Annotated in this window: 13 protein-coding genes; 12 read left to right on the top strand and 1 reads right to left on the bottom strand. The window is 66.7% G+C overall.

Annotation, left to right across the window (positions count from 1 at the left end; translation table 11 throughout):
- Positions 1-132 precede the first annotated feature (132 nt).
- From pdxH to AC1PLS_RS14735, 9 genes are all read left to right on the top strand, one after another.
- Positions 133-732: a pyridoxamine 5'-phosphate oxidase gene (gene pdxH, locus AC1PLS_RS14775; protein WP_005995039.1), complete on the top strand. Its 600-nt coding sequence runs from the start codon at positions 133-135 to the stop codon at positions 730-732.
- On the top strand, positions 729-1,184 hold the full coding sequence (gene aac(6') / locus AC1PLS_RS14770; RefSeq protein ID WP_104568161.1) for an aminoglycoside 6'-N-acetyltransferase: 456 nt from the start codon (positions 729-731) through the stop codon (positions 1,182-1,184). Before pdxH ends, aac(6') begins: the two co-directional genes overlap by 4 nt.
- A 132-nt stretch (positions 1,185-1,316) precedes the next feature.
- Positions 1,317-1,733, top strand: a complete 417-nt coding sequence (locus tag AC1PLS_RS14765) for a YjfI family protein (RefSeq protein ID WP_005995044.1) — start codon at positions 1,317-1,319, stop codon at positions 1,731-1,733.
- A 12-nt stretch (positions 1,734-1,745) separates the two neighbouring features.
- Positions 1,746-2,516 carry a PspA/IM30 family protein gene (locus tag AC1PLS_RS14760; RefSeq protein ID WP_024938711.1) on the top strand — a complete coding sequence of 257 codons (771 nt, stop codon included), beginning with the start codon at positions 1,746-1,748 and terminating at the stop codon, positions 2,514-2,516.
- Between the two features lie 25 nt (positions 2,517-2,541).
- Complete coding sequence (locus AC1PLS_RS14755) at positions 2,542-3,624, top strand: potassium channel family protein (protein ID WP_054591476.1); 1,083 nt, start codon at positions 2,542-2,544, stop codon at positions 3,622-3,624.
- Entirely contained in the window at positions 3,621-4,298 is a 678-nt protein-coding gene (locus AC1PLS_RS14750) for a YjfK family protein (protein ID WP_184433948.1), read from the top strand. The genes AC1PLS_RS14755 and AC1PLS_RS14750 overlap by 4 nt, the downstream gene beginning before the upstream one ends.
- A gap of 37 nt (positions 4,299-4,335) precedes the next feature.
- On the top strand, positions 4,336-4,740 hold the full coding sequence (locus tag AC1PLS_RS14745; RefSeq protein ID WP_005995053.1) for a DUF350 domain-containing protein: 405 nt from the start codon (positions 4,336-4,338) through the stop codon (positions 4,738-4,740).
- Between the two features lie 12 nt (positions 4,741-4,752).
- Positions 4,753-5,328, top strand: coding sequence for a DUF1190 domain-containing protein (locus tag AC1PLS_RS14740; RefSeq protein ID WP_016904951.1), 576 nt, complete (start codon positions 4,753-4,755; stop codon positions 5,326-5,328).
- A 1-nt stretch (position 5,329) separates the two neighbouring features.
- Positions 5,330-6,496, top strand: coding sequence for a glutathionylspermidine synthase family protein (locus AC1PLS_RS14735; protein ID WP_039526127.1), 1,167 nt, complete (start codon positions 5,330-5,332; stop codon positions 6,494-6,496).
- A gap of 571 nt (positions 6,497-7,067) precedes the next feature.
- On the opposite strand, the gene AC1PLS_RS14730 is transcribed toward AC1PLS_RS14735, so the two are convergent.
- On the bottom strand, positions 7,068-8,438 hold the full coding sequence (locus AC1PLS_RS14730) for an MFS transporter (protein ID WP_046343694.1): 1,371 nt from the start codon (positions 8,436-8,438) through the stop codon (positions 7,068-7,070).
- A gap of 100 nt (positions 8,439-8,538) precedes the next feature.
- Here AC1PLS_RS14730 and soxR point away from each other — a divergent pair, with 100 nt between their 5' ends.
- From soxR to AC1PLS_RS14715, 3 genes are all read left to right on the top strand, one after another.
- Positions 8,539-8,985, top strand: coding sequence for a redox-sensitive transcriptional activator SoxR (gene soxR / locus AC1PLS_RS14725; RefSeq protein ID WP_024938717.1), 447 nt, complete (start codon positions 8,539-8,541; stop codon positions 8,983-8,985).
- A 203-nt stretch (positions 8,986-9,188) separates the two neighbouring features.
- Positions 9,189-11,180: a M1 family metallopeptidase gene (locus tag AC1PLS_RS14720; protein WP_184433950.1), complete on the top strand. Its 1,992-nt coding sequence runs from the start codon at positions 9,189-9,191 to the stop codon at positions 11,178-11,180.
- Positions 11,181-11,973: 793 nt separating this feature from the next.
- Complete coding sequence (locus AC1PLS_RS14715) at positions 11,974-15,132, top strand: TonB-dependent receptor (RefSeq protein ID WP_054591471.1); 3,159 nt, start codon at positions 11,974-11,976, stop codon at positions 15,130-15,132.
- Positions 15,133-15,491 lie beyond the last annotated feature (359 nt).

Raw genomic sequence — 15,491 nt, 5'->3', positions numbered from 1 at the left:
ATGCGCGCGACCTGCTTTCAGGCATCGGCGGCAGGTTCTTACAGCGGGCGCAGGCCTGTCGACCGCTGCGCATAGGCGAAGCAGGCCCGATGCGCCCACAATAGGCGTCAATCTTGCTGCCCTCGCACCGTCATGACCGATCTGTACGCAGAAGCCCTTGCCACCTTTACCGCGCTGTACGCCGAGGCGCAGGCCGGCGCCGAACTCGAAGCCAGCGCAATGACCGTGGCCACCGCCAACGTGGACGGCCGGCCGAGCGCGCGCACCGTGCTGCTCAAGGCCTTCGATGCGCGCGGGTTCGTGTTCTACACCCACCTGGATAGCGCGAAGGGCCGCGACCTGCAGACCCATCCGCAGGCCGCCCTGCTGTTTCTGTGGCGCAGCCTGCGCGAGGCCGGCATCCAGGTGCGCATCGAGGGCGGCGTGCAACTGGTCGGCGCGGAGGAATCGGATGCCTACTTCGCCTCGCGCCCGCGCATGAGCCAGATCGGCGCCTGGGCCTCGCTGCAGTCGCAGACGCTGGGCTCGCGTGAGGAGTTCGACGCGGCCATCGCCAAGGTCGAAGCCACCTTCGAAGGCCGCGCGGTGCCGCGCCCGGAGGGCTGGGGCGGGTTCCGGGTGGTGCCGCAGGCATTCGAGTTCTGGTACGGCGCCAAGTTCCGCCTGCACGAGCGCTGGCGTTACGAGGCCGATGCGGCCAGCCACTGGAGCAAGCGGATGCTGTATCCGTGAGCGCGCAGGCCGGCTGGCGGGTGCGCGCGGCGGTGGGCGCCGATGCGCAGGCCTTGCTGGCCCTGCGCCTGGCCTTGTGGCCCGATGCCGACGATGGCCTCGCCGAGCTGCAGGCCGCGCTGGCGCAAGCAGACGCCAGCCACCTGCTGGCGGTGGACGACGCGGATGCGGCGCTGGGGTTTGCCGAGGTGTCGGTACGCCACGACTACGTCAATGGCACCGAGAGCACGCCGGTGGGCTTCCTGGAAGGCTGGTATGTGAGTCCGGCCTGGCGCGGTCGCGGGCTCGGTCGCGCGCTGGTGGCCGCGGCAGTGGAGTGGACGCGGGAGCAGGGCTGCGCGGAGCTGGCCTCCGATGCGCGGCTGGACGACAGCGGCGCCCAGGCGGCGCATGCGGCATGCGGCTTCGAGCCAACTGAACGGGTGGTCTACTACCGCCTGCAGCTGGCCTGACCGGCTGACTTCTGGCCCTTTCTGCCGGTCGCGGACAGTCTGTAGTATGTCCGCCCATTGCACGGCCGCTGCTGCATCACCGCAGCGGCAACTGCATCACCACCGCTGCATGACCAAAGGACAGGACATCGTATGACGCAGTACACCACTGTCGAATTGCACGGCCTGCTGGCCGAGCGCTACCGCGACCAGCCGATCGAGGTCGAGCTGATCGACGGGCTGGAGCCGGCCATCAACCTCACCCTGGCCGACCACGGCGACATGCAGATCCAGGTCGCCGCCTCCGGCTCGCAGGTGTTCGTTTCCACGCTGCTGGCCAATGCCGACCAGGTCAGCGACCGCGCGGCGTTCAACGATGCCTGCCTGCGGCTCAACCCGCTCAATCCCTTGTCCAACCTGGGCCTGGTGCAGGTCGACGGCAAGGATAGCTATGTGGTCTTTGGCGAACTGTCGGCGTCGTCCACGCTCGACCAGATCGACGAGGAAATCCAGACCCTGGCGGCCAATACGCTGGATGCCGCCGAATCTCTCAAGCCGTTCTTTTCCTAAAGGCGTGTTGTCATGAGTATCTTTTCAAAGCTGATCACGCTGCTGCGTGGCACTGCACACGAAACCGGCCAGAAGGCAGTCGACGCCAACGCGCTGCGCATCCTGGACCAGGAAATGCGCGATGCCGGCGCCCAGCTCACGCGCTCGCGCGAGGAGCTGACCAAGCTGATGGCGCAGAGCAAGCTCGCCCAGCAGAAGATCGACGCGCGCGCCGGCAAGATGGCCGAATACACGCGTTATATCGAAGGTGCGCTGGCCAAGAACGACGAGGCACTGGCGCACGACGTGGCGGTCAAGCTGGCGGCGCTGGAAAGCGAGGACGCCGGCGACAAGGCCTCCAAGAGCTCGCTGGACCAGTCGGTGGTGACGCTCAAGGCCACCATCCAGAAGACCGAGAACCAGCTGCGCGGCATGCGCCAGCAGATCGACACCGTCAAGGCCACCGATGCGGTGCAGAAGGCACAGGCGGCGATTGCCGCGCGCCATTCCGGTGCCAGCAGCAAGATGGGCTCGGCACTGGAATCGCTGGAGCGAATCAAGGCGCGTCAGGCCGAGACCTCCGCACGCATCGAATCGGCCGAAGAGCTGGAGGCAGCCAGTGGCGACGGCGATCTGAACCGGCGTCTGGCTGCGGCCGGCCTGATGGAAGGCGAGTCCAACGCCGCCGCAGTGCTGGCACGCTTCAAGAAGCCGGCCCAGCTCGGCCACGACACCGCCGGCGGCAGCGCGCCGCTGATCGGCCAGGTGCGCGACGTGCAGCAGGTTCCGCGCAGCGACAGCTGATCCGCCGCACGGCACAGGACGCGCCATGATCATCGTCGGAAAGCTGTTGCGGATAGTGCGGCGCCACGTGCGCCGCGTCAGCTGGGGCATGGTGGCGTTGGCATTGCTGGCGCACATGGGGCTGAGCTGGGTGTTGCTGCTGCTGGCCGGCGAGCAAAAGCTCGTTGGCCTGGACGCGTTTCCGTACTACTACATGACCACCGCCACCACCATCGGCTACGGCGACCTGTCGCCGGGTTCGGTGGCCGGGCGCTATATCGCCGCGTTCGTGCTGATGCCGGGCGCGGTGGCGCTGTTCGCCACGGTGCTGGCCAAGACCAGCGGCGTGCTCATCACCTTCTGGAGGCGCCACCACATGGGCAAGATGGCTTACGCCGATCTGCACGGGCACACCATCCTGATCGGCTGGCAGGGCGCCGCGTCCACACGCTTGCTGGAACTGCTGCTGTCCGATACCGCTACCGACGACGAAGGCGTGGTGCTGATCGCCGAGGGCGTGGCCGAGAACCCGATGCCCGACCATATGCGCTTCATCGCCGCCGAGTCCTACACGCATACCGAGGTCTACCTGCGTGCCGGCATCGCCGGTGCGGCGCGGGTGATCGTCAACCCGCCCTCGGACGACCAGACCCTGGCGGCGGTGTTCGCGCTGATGGCGCATGCGCCGCGTGCGCACGTCGTGGCGCACTTCGATTCGGGCAGCGCCGCGCGGCTGGTCAATTGCCACTATCCGGCGATCGAATGCACGCGGCCGATGACCGCCGAGATCCTGGCCCGCGCGGCGCAGGATCCGGGCAGCGCGGCGATCACGGCCGAACTGCTGTCGGTGGACGATGGCCCGACCCAGTTCAGCCTGGCGGTTCCTGCCGATGTCGACCCGCTGGATTACCGCCTGCTGGCCGCCGATTTCGGCCAGCGCGGCGCCCTGTTGCTGGGCCTGCGCGCGCCCGATGGCGCGCTGCGCTTGAACCCGCCCGCACACACCGCGGTGCCGGCCGGTGCCATGCTGTATTACCTGGCCCAACATCGCGTTCCCGTGTTTGCCATCGCCTGGCAGGCCCTGCGCGCTGAGCCGGTGTCCCGTTCCCCATCGCCACAAGGTGCATGACGATGAGTTTTTTCAGCAAGTTGTTCGGTCAACCACAACCACCGCCGTTGTCCAGCTCCGGCACTGGCGCCATCGGTCACGCGCTGCCGCTGGGCTTGCGCGTGGGTGGGCAGCTGGAGATCGATACCACGTTGTACCGCATGGCACCGGAGGCCATGACCGCCGAGTTGCCGGGCGGGCATCAGGGCATTCCGTGCTACGGCCACGTCAATCTGGGCGATGGCTATGCCCTGCATCGTTTCTATCTGGACGACGACGCGTTCCTGCAGGTCACCACGGTTGGCGGCGATCTGGAGGCGATGAAGGCCTTCGTGTATTGCGAGACGGTCAATCCGCCCAGCAAGCAGGCGTTTCAGGAGTTCGTGATGCAGCATCCGCATCTGGGTGCGGCGCAGATCGAGTACGCCGGCAAGCGCTGGCAACGCGCCACGCAGTCCACCGACGATGCCGCGCGCATCCCGCCGATCGCCTACGACGAGGTGCTGTACCGCTATCAGCCGCCGCGCCGCGATGGCGATCTGACCCACTACGCCATGCTCTACAGCCGCGATGTACCGGAGCTGCAGCGCGAGGAATTCCTGCTGGTCACCGGCGAGGATTCCGGCCCCAACGAGTTCTGCGTCACCTATGCGGTCGGCATCGATGTCACCGTCGCCGATCTGGATATCACCTGAGCGTGCGCGCTCGTCTTCCACTTACCCTGGTCCTGTCATGAACCCGATCAACCTGCAGAGTTTCCTCGCGTTTCTTTCCTACTTCGGCACCGGCCTGGGCGTGTTGATCGTGGCGGTGGTGCTGGTGACCCTGGTCACCCCGCACAAGGATTTCACCCTGCTGCGGCAGGGCAACGTGGCTGCGGCCACCGCCTTGGCCGGCAACCTGATCGGTGTGGCATTGCCGCTGCATTCGGCCATCACCCATTCGGTGAGCCTGGTCGATGCGCTGATCTGGGGCGCGGTCGCCTGCGGCATCCAGGTCGTGGCGTATCTGCTGGCCAACCTGGTGGCCGGGCGCATCTCGCGGCAGATCACCGATAACGTCACCGCCGCCGGCATCTTTTCGGCCGGCGTGTCGATCGCCGTCGGGCTGATCAATGCCGCGGCGATCACGCCGTAACGGAGCGCAGGCATGAAGCGATCACGCAATCTCAAGCTCACCCTGATGGCCGCATTGCCGGCCGCCCTCGTCACCGGCTGCGGCTCCGAACCGGAAACCGGCGTGGTACTGCAGTCGGCCTCCGACTGCTACCAGATCAAGCAGGAACAGACCGACATCCAGCAATGCCTCAAGGCCTACGACGAGGCGGTGACCAAGCACCAACAGGCCGCGCCGCGCTTCAGTACGCGCTACGAGTGCGACGAGCAGTTCGGCAGTTGCACGGCAGTGCAGACGGCGCAGGGCCAGCAGAGCTGGATCCCGCCGATGGGCGGGTTCCTGCTGGGCTATGCGTTGGGCAACATGACCGGTGGTGGCGGCTACCGCTATGGCGGCTCGATTCCGCTGTACCGCGATTACCGCAGCGGCGGGTACTACAAGCCCAACGGCGATCTGGCCAGCAACCGCGTCGGCACCGTCCGCGGGCGCAGCGGCGCCATCGACATGCCGTCGCGGGCGATCACCGTGTCGCGCTCGGGTTTCGGCTCCAGTGCGGCGGCGCGCAGTTCGTTCGGCAGCGGCGGGCGCAGCTCCGGATACGGCGGCTGACATGCAACGGATCGCAATTGCCGAGCGCCCGGACTGGCGCGAGCAGGCCGAGTCGCTCGGCTTCCATTTCCACACCATCGACGGCGAGCGGTACTGGGACGAAAGCGCGTACTACGCGTTTACGCTGCAGCAGATCGAAGACGACATTGAAGCGCCCACGCAGGAACTGCATGACATGGCGATGCAGTTGGTGGACGAGGTGGTGGGCTCGGAGCAGCTGATGACGCAGCTGGCGATCCCGCCGTTCTACTGGGACTGGATCGCCACCTCGTGGAAGAACCGCGACCCGCATCTATACGGCCGCATGGACCTGGCCTATGCCGGCAACGGCCCGGCCAAGCTGTATGAGCTCAACTACGACACGCCGACCTCGCTGTACGAATCGGCGTATTTCCAGTGGCTGTGGCTGGAACAGCAGATCGCCGCCGGTGCGCTGCCCAAGGGCACCGATCAGTACAACCTGATCCAGGACCTGCTGTGCGAAACCCTGGGCGCGCTGGCGGTGGATGGCGCGATCGGTGCGCAGATGCATTTCTCCGCGGTGCGCGATTCGCTGGAAGACCGCGCCACGGTGCGCTACCTGCGCGACTGCGCGCATCAGGTGGGCATCAGCACCGAGGAAGTGGCCATCGAAGACATCGGCCTCAGCGCCGATGGCTGGTTTACCGATGAGCAGGACCGGGTGATCCACACGCTGTTCAAGCTGTATCCGCTGGAATTCATGATGGAAGAGCGCTTCGGCCCGGCGTTGTGCGCCAACCGCGTGCGCCTGATCGAGCCGGCGTGGAAATCGGTGTTGAGCAACAAGGGCATCCTGCCGCTGTTGTGGGAGCGGCATCAGGGCCATCCCAACCTGCTGCCGGCGCGCTTTGCGCAAACCGGCGAAGCGCCCACGGCAGGCTGGGTACGCAAGCCGCTGCTGTCGCGCGAGGGTGCCAATATTTCCCTGGTCAGCGCACAGGGCGACGCTGCGCAGACCGATGGCCCGTATGTGGACGGGCCGGCGATCCTGCAGGCGCATCATCCATTGCCGGTGTTCGATGGCCGGCATGCGCTGGTCGGCAGCTGGGTGGTGGCCGATCGTCCGGCCGGGCTGGGCATGCGCGACGACGACGGTCCGATCACCCGCGACACCTCGCGCTTCGTGCCGCACGTGATCGTGAACTGATGCAGCAGTGGGTGAGGCAGCGCCGCTGCGACGCGGCGCTGCCGTGTGGCGCGATCGCCCTTGCATGTGGTGGTGAGTAAGGCGCTGCTCCCGCATGGCCCGGGACGTATGCCAGGCCGGCACTGCATGAGGCAACTGCCGCTAAGTATCGCCTGACACATGCTGCAGTGACGCGCAAGCCCTGCGCTGCCTGCCGCGCAGCGCAGGTTTTCCACACCCCCTGTGGATGGAACTTGCACAAGGCTGTGGACAAGTGGGTGCAGGCCCCGGCCTGCAACGCTGTCAAGATGGGTGGCGAAAAAATGACCAGCCGCTCGCGGATACGTTTTTCCGGTCCCGATCGCAGCGATCTCGGCAGGATCGGCAAAGTCGGTTGCGCTGTGGGCGATGAGATGTGCCGGCCTGGGTTGCGTCATGCCAACGCGACCTGCCGTGCAGGCGGATCCAGCAAGTCGTGCAGACCGTACGCGCGCTGCATGTGATGCGGGCGATACACATCGACTGAGCGCGACACGTCAGCCTCGCGATCAGTGTTCTCTTGCTTCGATACACCGCGCACACCGCACACCCATTACACCCGCCGCGCCACCAACAGGCCCGCCACCGCCAGCAGCCATGCCAGGGCGAACACGCTCAGGTAGGCGGCCGCAGTCGCCGAGGCCAGCAGCGCGGCGAACAAGGCGCCGGCCAGCGCCAGCATGCCGGCCACCGCAATCGCCTCGCTCAACTGCAGCGCCGAACTGTTGGCGCCTTGCTGCGCCGGCGGCGACAGCGACAACGTCAACACCGACAGGCTCGGATACAGCAGGCCCATGCCCAGGCCGGTCAGCGCCCAGCCGGCAATCGCCACCGGCACCGGGATGACCGGCCACACCGCCCCCGCGCTGATCACGATGCCCAGCGACATGAAGCACGCACCGGTCTTGAGCAGGCGTGGCCGCGACCAGCCGGCGCGGCTATGGCCCTGGTACCAGGAGCCACTGAACCAGCCCAGCGCGCCGACGCTCAGCGCCACGCCGGCCAGCAGCGGCGACAGGCCGCGCTCGCGCGACAGCAGCAACGGCAGGAACGCCTCGAAGCCGAAGAAGGCCGCCGCCGCGATGCCGCGCAGCGCGATCACGCTGGGCAGCCCGCGCGCAAGCCGTAGCGTGCCGGCAGGCAACAGCTGCCAGGCGCAGTACCCGGTGAGCGCCAGTGCCGGCAGCATCGCCAGCAACGCGCTCGTGCCGTGCAGCTGCCCGCCCAGATACACGCCGAGCACACCCAAGGCCGCACCCACCGCCCAGCGCAACGCGGAATCCGACGCGCCGGCTGTGTCGCTGGACCAGGTGCGCCCGCGGATCGCCGGCCACAGCATCAGCCCGGCCGGTATCGCCAGCAGCGGCACCGACAGGAACACCCAGCGCCAGCCCACGTGCTGCACGATCAATCCGCTGATGCCCGGCCCGACCAACGACGGCACCACCCAGCCGGCCGAAAACGCAGCAAACACGCGGGGCCGCAAGGCTTCCGGATACAGGCGGCCGACGATCACATACAGCGCCACCGAATACGCGCCGGCCCCCAGGCCTTGCAGCAGGCGGCCGGCAATCAGCACCGGCATGCTCGGCGCCAGCCCTGCCACCAGCAGGCCGATCACGAAGCACAGCAGGCCGTAGGCCAGCGCGCCGCCCGGGCCACGTCGGTCGCTCCAGCGCCCGGCGGCGGTCATGCCGACCACGCTGGTCGCCAGGGTGCCGCCGAACGCCAGCGCATACAGCGGCAAGCCATTCAATTCGCGCGCGACGGTCGGCATGGCGGCGGCCACCGCCAGCGATTCGAAGGCATTGAGCGATACCAGTGCCACCATGCCCAGCGTTGCGGCGCGATACGGCGCGGCCAGGATGGAAGTGGGTTGGGCCTCATTGAGTGGCGTGGCGGGCAGGGCGGTATCGGCGGGCATCGAGCATCCAGAAACTGAAATGTGTAGGGCCATGACCACGGGGCTTGCACCGGTCATGGCCGCGCAGCATCCTGCCTCAACCAAGGTTGAGGTCAAGGCAATGCAGCGTGAGTTGTCCGTGGGCGAGGTGGCCAAGCGCAGTGGCGTGGCGGTGTCGGCTTTGCATTTCTACGAGCGCAAGGGCCTGATCCGCAGCCTGCGCACTGCCGGAAATCAACGCCGCTATGCGCGCGACGTGCTGAGGCGCATCGCCGTGATTCGCGTGGCGCAACGGCTCGGCGTGCCGTTGCAGCAGGTGCTGGATGCGTTCTCGGTGCTGCCGGACCAGCGCACGCCCACGCGTGCGGAATGGGCACGCATGTCGGCACGTTGGCGCGGGCAACTGGATGCGCGCATCGCCGAGCTGCAGGCCCTGCGCGACCAGCTCACCGACTGCATCGGTTGCGGCTGTCTGTCGCTGCGCCGCTGCCGGTTGAGCAACCCGGGCGATGCGCTGGCCGAGGGTGGGGATGGCGCGTTGCGCTTGTCGCGGCTTGCTGCCGATTGAGGTGGCAAGCGCGGGCTAGCCGCCGCCAGGGCAGGGCTGGTGCGATCGGCATCTGCAGATCGCGCGCGGGCCGCGGCTGCTGCGCCCCGGGCAGCCTGTCACCGCCGAGAGAAGTTCGATGCCGCAACCGGGACCAATGGCAGTGCCGTGCCTGGCGAAGGCGACCGTAGGATGGGGATCCCCTCCGCCGCAGGACTTCACGCATGTTCCCCACCTTGCGCCGTTCGCTCGCCGTTGCGCTGTCGCTGGCATGCATCACCTCGTCCGCGCACGCCGCGCCCGCCACCAGCGCCGCCGCGCCGGCAAGCGTCTTCGATCCGCTGGCCTTGTTCGCACCGCTGCAACTGCCCGATGCACCCAACGCCTACCGCAGCGGCAGCGGCGTCCCCGGCCCGCTGTTCTGGCAGAACCGTGCCGACTACAGCCTCAACGCCAGCATCGACCCGGCGACCCACACGCTCACGGGCGAGGCGGCGATCCACTACACCAACCGCAGCCCGGACACGCTGGACGTGCTGTGGCTGCAGCTGGACCAGAACATCTACCGCGCCGATGCGCGCGCTGCCGCCAGCCGGCCGTCGCGCCGCACCCAGTTCACCGACGGCATGCAGATCGCCAGTGTCGAGATCGACGATGGAGGGCGTCGCCAGCCTGCGCATTTCGTCGTCGACGACACCCGCATGCGGGTGGACCTGCCGCAGCCGTTGGCCGGGCAGGGCAAGGCGCTGACCGTGCATGTCCGCTACCGCTACACGATTCCGGGCACCTGGGGCGGGCGCACTGCGGTCAGTACCAGCAAGCAGGGCGAGATCTACGAGATTGCACAGTGGTATCCGCGCATGGCCGTCTACGACGATCTGCGCGGCTGGGACACGCAGCCGTACCTGGGCTCGGAGTTCTATCTGGAGTACGGCGACTTCGACTACGCGGTGACCGTGCCGGAGGGCTTCCTGGTCGCCGGTTCGGGCGCGCTGACCAATCCGGCCGAGGTGCTCAGCCGCAGCGAACAGCAACGCCTGCAGCAGGCACGCAGCAGCGATCGTACGGTGCTGATCCGCACGCCCGAGGAAGTAAGCGCGCGCGCTGCCAAACCTGCGGGAAACGCCACGCGCACCTGGCGCTTCCATATGGACAACACCCGCGATGTCGCGTTTGCCGCCTCGCCTGCGTTCGTGTGGGATGCCGCGCGCATCAAGCTGCCGGGCGGCAAGCAGTCGCTGGCGATGTCGGTGTATCCGCTGGAGGGCGTGGGCGCGGACAAGTGGAACCGCTCCACCGAATACGTCAAGGGCGCGATCGAACATTTCTCGCAGTGGTACCCGTATCCGTGGCCGGCCGCGATCAACCTGGGCGGGTACGGTGCGGGCATGGAGTATCCGGGCATCGTCTTCGACGGTTTCGAGGACAGCGGCAAGGAGTTGTTCTGGATCACCGCGCACGAGATCGGACACACCTGGTTCCCGATGATCGTCGGCTCCAACGAGCGCCGCCACGCGTTCATGGACGAAGGCTTCAACACCTTCATCGACGTCTATGCATCCGATGCCTTCAACAAGGGCGAGTACGCGCCCAAGCGCGATTCGGAATATGCGCCCAAGGGCGGCAACCCGGTCGACGAAATCCTGCCGCTGCTGGCCGATGCCGGCGCGCCGACATTGATGGACAACGCCGATTCCACCAGCGAGACCTATCGGCATTCGCTGACCTATTTCAAGGGCGCGTTGGGGCTGGTGTTGTTGCGCGAGCAGATCCTGGGGCCGGAGCGCTTCGACCCGGCTTTCCGCAAATACATCGCGACCTGGGCCTACAAGCACCCGACGCCGTCGGATTTCTTCCGGCTGATGGAAAGCGAGAGTGGCGAGAATCTGGCCTGGTGGTGGCGCGGCTGGTACCTCAACAACTGGCAGCTGGACATGGGCATCAGCGAGGCCCATTACGTCGATCACGATCCCGCCAAGGGCCTGCAACTCACGTTGCGCAGCCGCCAGAAACTGGTGATGCCGGTCACCGTGCGGGTGGACCTGGCCGACGGCAGCCATCTGGACCGCCGCGTGCCGGTGGAAAGCTGGCTGCAGAACACCGCGCCCACGCTGACGCTGCCGACCACGCAGAAAGTGCTGCACGTGACGCTGGATCCGGACCATGTGTTGCCCGATGCCCAGCGTGGCGACAACCAGGTCAATACGATCGGCTAGCGGGTGCCGATCGCTGGCATCTGCGCTGCAATGGCGCAGATGCTGCGGGCGTTCCGCCCACGCGGTTCACCGTCACCAGCGGCGCAATCGATTGCAGCGATTGCGCCGTTTTTTCGTTGCGCCCTGCAGTCCGATGTCGCGCGCAAGCGCGCAATGACGTGCTCGCATCGGCGTCCGCTGCCACGCGTGTGTGCCTCAGCACATCGCCGTTGAAGGCGGCCGCGCTGCGATTCTCGCGCTGCTTTGCGCAACTGCTTCGTATGGTGTTGCTGCGGCCAGGCGACGACATGCAGCTGCGCCGTTGCGGCGTAGTTATCGCCACCGCTGGCTGGTAACGCTTACAGCCACGCTGCGCCTGCTTTCGCACTGCGGACTCAAGCGCACGCGGTGTTTTGTGCCTGCATGTGGCTTGGTGTGTTTGCTGCAACGCACGGTGACAAGCCCCGCCACGCGTGACTAGGCTGCGCCCCGTGTTAGCGCTATCAGTCCTGCATTGCCCGCTGGTACGCGGTTGCATGCAGAGGCGCAGGGCGAGACACGTGGTGCAGGCGTACTGGTTGGGAAGGCAGTCGCAGGTGCGGTACAGCGCCAGGTGCACGGCGCGTCCGTGAGGACGTGGCACGCACATGGCTTGCATCAGGGGGGATGCGCCGGCAGTCGAGGCGGCGGATCAGAGCAAGTGCTGTGCAGGGATGTATGTCGCGTGCCGTCCAGGCGCGTGGCCAGGCAAGCGCCGCGTCGCATTCCGCGACCACGGCCGTGGGTGTTGGACTCCAGACCCGAGGATAGATCGATGCGTCGTACGTTGAGCAAGTTCAAGTCGAAGGCCATGTTTACCTTCGTCGGTGGCATCCTGGTGATCAACCCCGCCTTTGCGCAGGACGTTACCGCGCAGCAGGTGCCACCACCGCAGTCCGGCGCCCAAACCGCCACCACCCTGGATGCGGTCAATGTCACCGGCATCCGCAGCAGCCTGGATCAGTCGATGGGCATCAAACGCGATGCTGCCGGCGTGGTGGACGCGATCAGCGCCGAAGACATCGGCAAATTTCCCGATACCAATCTGGCCGAGTCGCTGCAACGCATCACCGGTATCTCGATCGAGCGCCGCGATGGCGAAGGCGCGCAGGTCACCGCGCGCGGCTTCGGCCCGCAGTTCAATACCGTCACCCTCAACGGCCGCCTGATTCCCGGTGCCGATGCGTTCGGCGCGCCGGGCCAGACTCCGATCGGTGGTGTGGATGTGGGCACGCGCGCGTTCAACTTCGCCCAGCTCGCCTCCGAAGCCATCACCGGCATCGAGGTGTTCAAGACCAGCCGTGCCACCGCGCCCAGCGGCGGCATCGGCGCCACCATCAACATCCAGACCGACAAGCCGTTCAATCACGAAGGCGTGGTGGCCAATGCCGGCGCCAAGATGGTGTCGGATCGTTCGCAGCCGTTCGGCGATTCGCTCACTCCTGAAGTCTCCGGCATCTTCAGCTATACCAATCCCGACAAGACCTTCGGCATCGGCCTGAGCGGCAGTTACCAGAAGCGCCATGGCGGCTCGGTGCAGGCCACCGAAAACACCTGGAACATCCAGCGCTGGACCGGTACCGACCCGGCCCTGCGCCCGGATGCGGTGGTGACCAATGCACCGGCGATCGGTCAGCTCTACGGCATGCCCAACGATCTGCGCTATGCCTTTGCCGACTTCCAGCGCGAGCGCACCAATGGCCAGGCGGTGATGCAGTTCGCGCCCAGCGACAGCCTGACCCTGACCCTGGACTACACCTATTCGTCCAACGAAATCCGCGAAGAGCGCGGCGAGCAGGGCATCTGGCTGCAGCGCGCCAACAGCTTCACCGATCTGACCTTCGACACCGGCCAGGCGGTGGCCACCCCGGTGTATCTGCGTGACGTGCCCAACGGCGCCAAGGACTTCGGCATGGAGCAGCAGCGCAACGAGCAGAAGTACACGCTCGGCTCGCTCGGCTTCAATGCCGACTGGCAGGTGAGCGACCGCTTCCAGCTGTCCTTCGATGCGCACAACTCCAAGACCAAGAGCCTGCCCAACGACCCGGTCACCGGCGGCAGCGCCACGTACTTCAGCTTCGCCGGCACCAACAACTGCAGCAACGGCCCGTCCTGCGGCGGTCAATGGGGGCAGGAGCTGCGCTTCAACAATGGCCTGCCGATCGGCGCACGCACCTGGTATCCCACCGCGGCCGATTCCCTGGCCGGCACCAACGGCGTGCTCAACCCGGACTTCACCCCCGCCGAGCTTGGCTCGCAGGTCCTGCGCATCTTCTATCAATCGCAGGTCACCGAGATCAAGGAAGGCCGCATGGACGGCACCTTCGATTTCGAGGACGGGCGCTTCCAGTTCGGCGTGAGTACCGCCAATACCACCATGAACCGGCTCACCAGCGACACCAATTCCACGCTGGGTGACTGGGGCGTGGCCAACGCCGGCAACGAGCCCGGTATGCAGGCGCTGCTGCGGCCGGTGAGCATCACCGGCATGTTCAAGGACTTCAACGCCAATGGCGCCGCGCCCAATGCTTGGCGCGGCGATGCCGATCAGCTGGCGCTGTGGGGTGGCAGCCAGTACGGCGCCACCACCCGCTACAACCCGCAATACAGCGCCGACAACCAGGTCGAAGAGAAGACCCGCGCCGCCTACGTGCAGCTGGAACTGAAGGGCGACATCTCCGGCATGACCACCAATACGCGGCTGGGCTTGCGCTACGAGCGCACCGATGTGGAATCCACCTCGCAGGTGGCCACGCCCACGGCGTTGTTGTGGCAGGCCAACAACGACTTCCAGCTGTTGCGCTCCACCGAGCAGCAGCCCTTCAGCGAGAAGACCAGCTACAACTACATCCTGCCCAATCTGGACTTCAGCATCGACATCTCCGATCAGCTGAAGGGGCGCGCCTCGTTCGGCCAGACCATCGCACGCGCGCCCTACAACAACCTGATTGCCGGCCCGACGCCGAATACGCCCAATGGCTCGATCCTGATCAATCCGTCCAACCGTGCCGGCGGCAGCTCGCAGAACCCGCAACTGGACCCGCTGGAATCGGACAACCTCGATCTGGCGCTGGAGTGGTACTTCGCCGATGCCAGCTACGTGTCGGCCACGTTCTGGAACAAGCGCGTCAGCAACTTCATCGGCAACACGGTCTCGCGCGAATCCCTGTACGGGCTGAGCGATCCCACCTCCGGTCCTGACGCGCAGGCCGCGCTGGCGTTCCTGCAGAGCGGCGCCTGTGCGGCGCAGGTGGGCGCCTCCGGCAACGACGTCGCGGCGGCGTGCTCGGCCAACGACACCTCACTGTTTGCGGCGATGGCGCTGCTGCGCAATGCCGCTGCCACCGGCGGGCTGGCCGCCTACAACGGCAGCTCGGCGCAGAGCCTGGCACTGGAGAATGCCTACGATATCGTCGGCAATGCCTCCGATCCGCTGTATCAGTTCGACGTGTCGCGCCCGGTCAACCAGAACAAGGCCAACATCCACGGCTGGGAATTGGGCGGGCAGTACTTCTTCGACAGCACCGGCTTCGGCATCTACGCCAACTACACCATCGTCGAAGGCGATGTGGGCTTCGACAACACGGTGATCGATCGCGACCAGTTCGCGCTGCTCGGCCTCAGCGACACCGCCAACGTGATGCTGATGTACGAAAAATACGGCTGGAGCGCGCGCCTGGCCTGGAACTGGCGCGACGAGTATCTGATCGCCGCCAACCAGGACAATGCCAACCGCAATCCGTACTACGTCGAGGCGTATCAGCAGTGGGACCTCAGCGTCAGCTACAGCTTCAGCAAGCAACTTTCCGTGGGCTTTGAGGCGATCAACCTCACCGGCGAAGACGTGCGTTGGCATGGGCGCTCGGACAAGCAGATCATCCGCCTGATCGACCAGCAGCCACGCTACACGCTGGGTGTGCGTTACGCGTTCTGACCCACCGGCTGCGCTCACTTCCCTCCCGGTGAGCGCAGCCGGTGCCTGGTGGGGCCGATGCCGACGTGCGGGCTGGTGCGGGCCAGCCGCGCGCTTTTTCGAAGGCGGCCGGCGAGCGTTCGCTGGCTGCGCCACGTGGCCGCATCGAGTCGTCAGCCTGCGTGGCACCGGTCCGGCGGCCGCAACCGCAGGCGCGAGCTGGATGCCGCCGCGCATCCCTTGGTGTCGCCGGTACACGCGGCGCTTGCTTGCACCCACACACGGCCGCCGCCGGGTCACACCGGCGATATAGGTTGCTGCAGGCCAGGTCCCGATGCTGCTGTGCCGCTTGCCGGTCTGCCGCTTTTTGGCAATGCTCG

The sequence above is a fragment of the Xanthomonas sp. NCPPB 3218 genome, assembly GCF_056725185.1.
The sequence above is the reverse complement of the archived record's forward strand: the minus strand, read 5'-3'. Positions and strand labels throughout refer to the sequence as shown.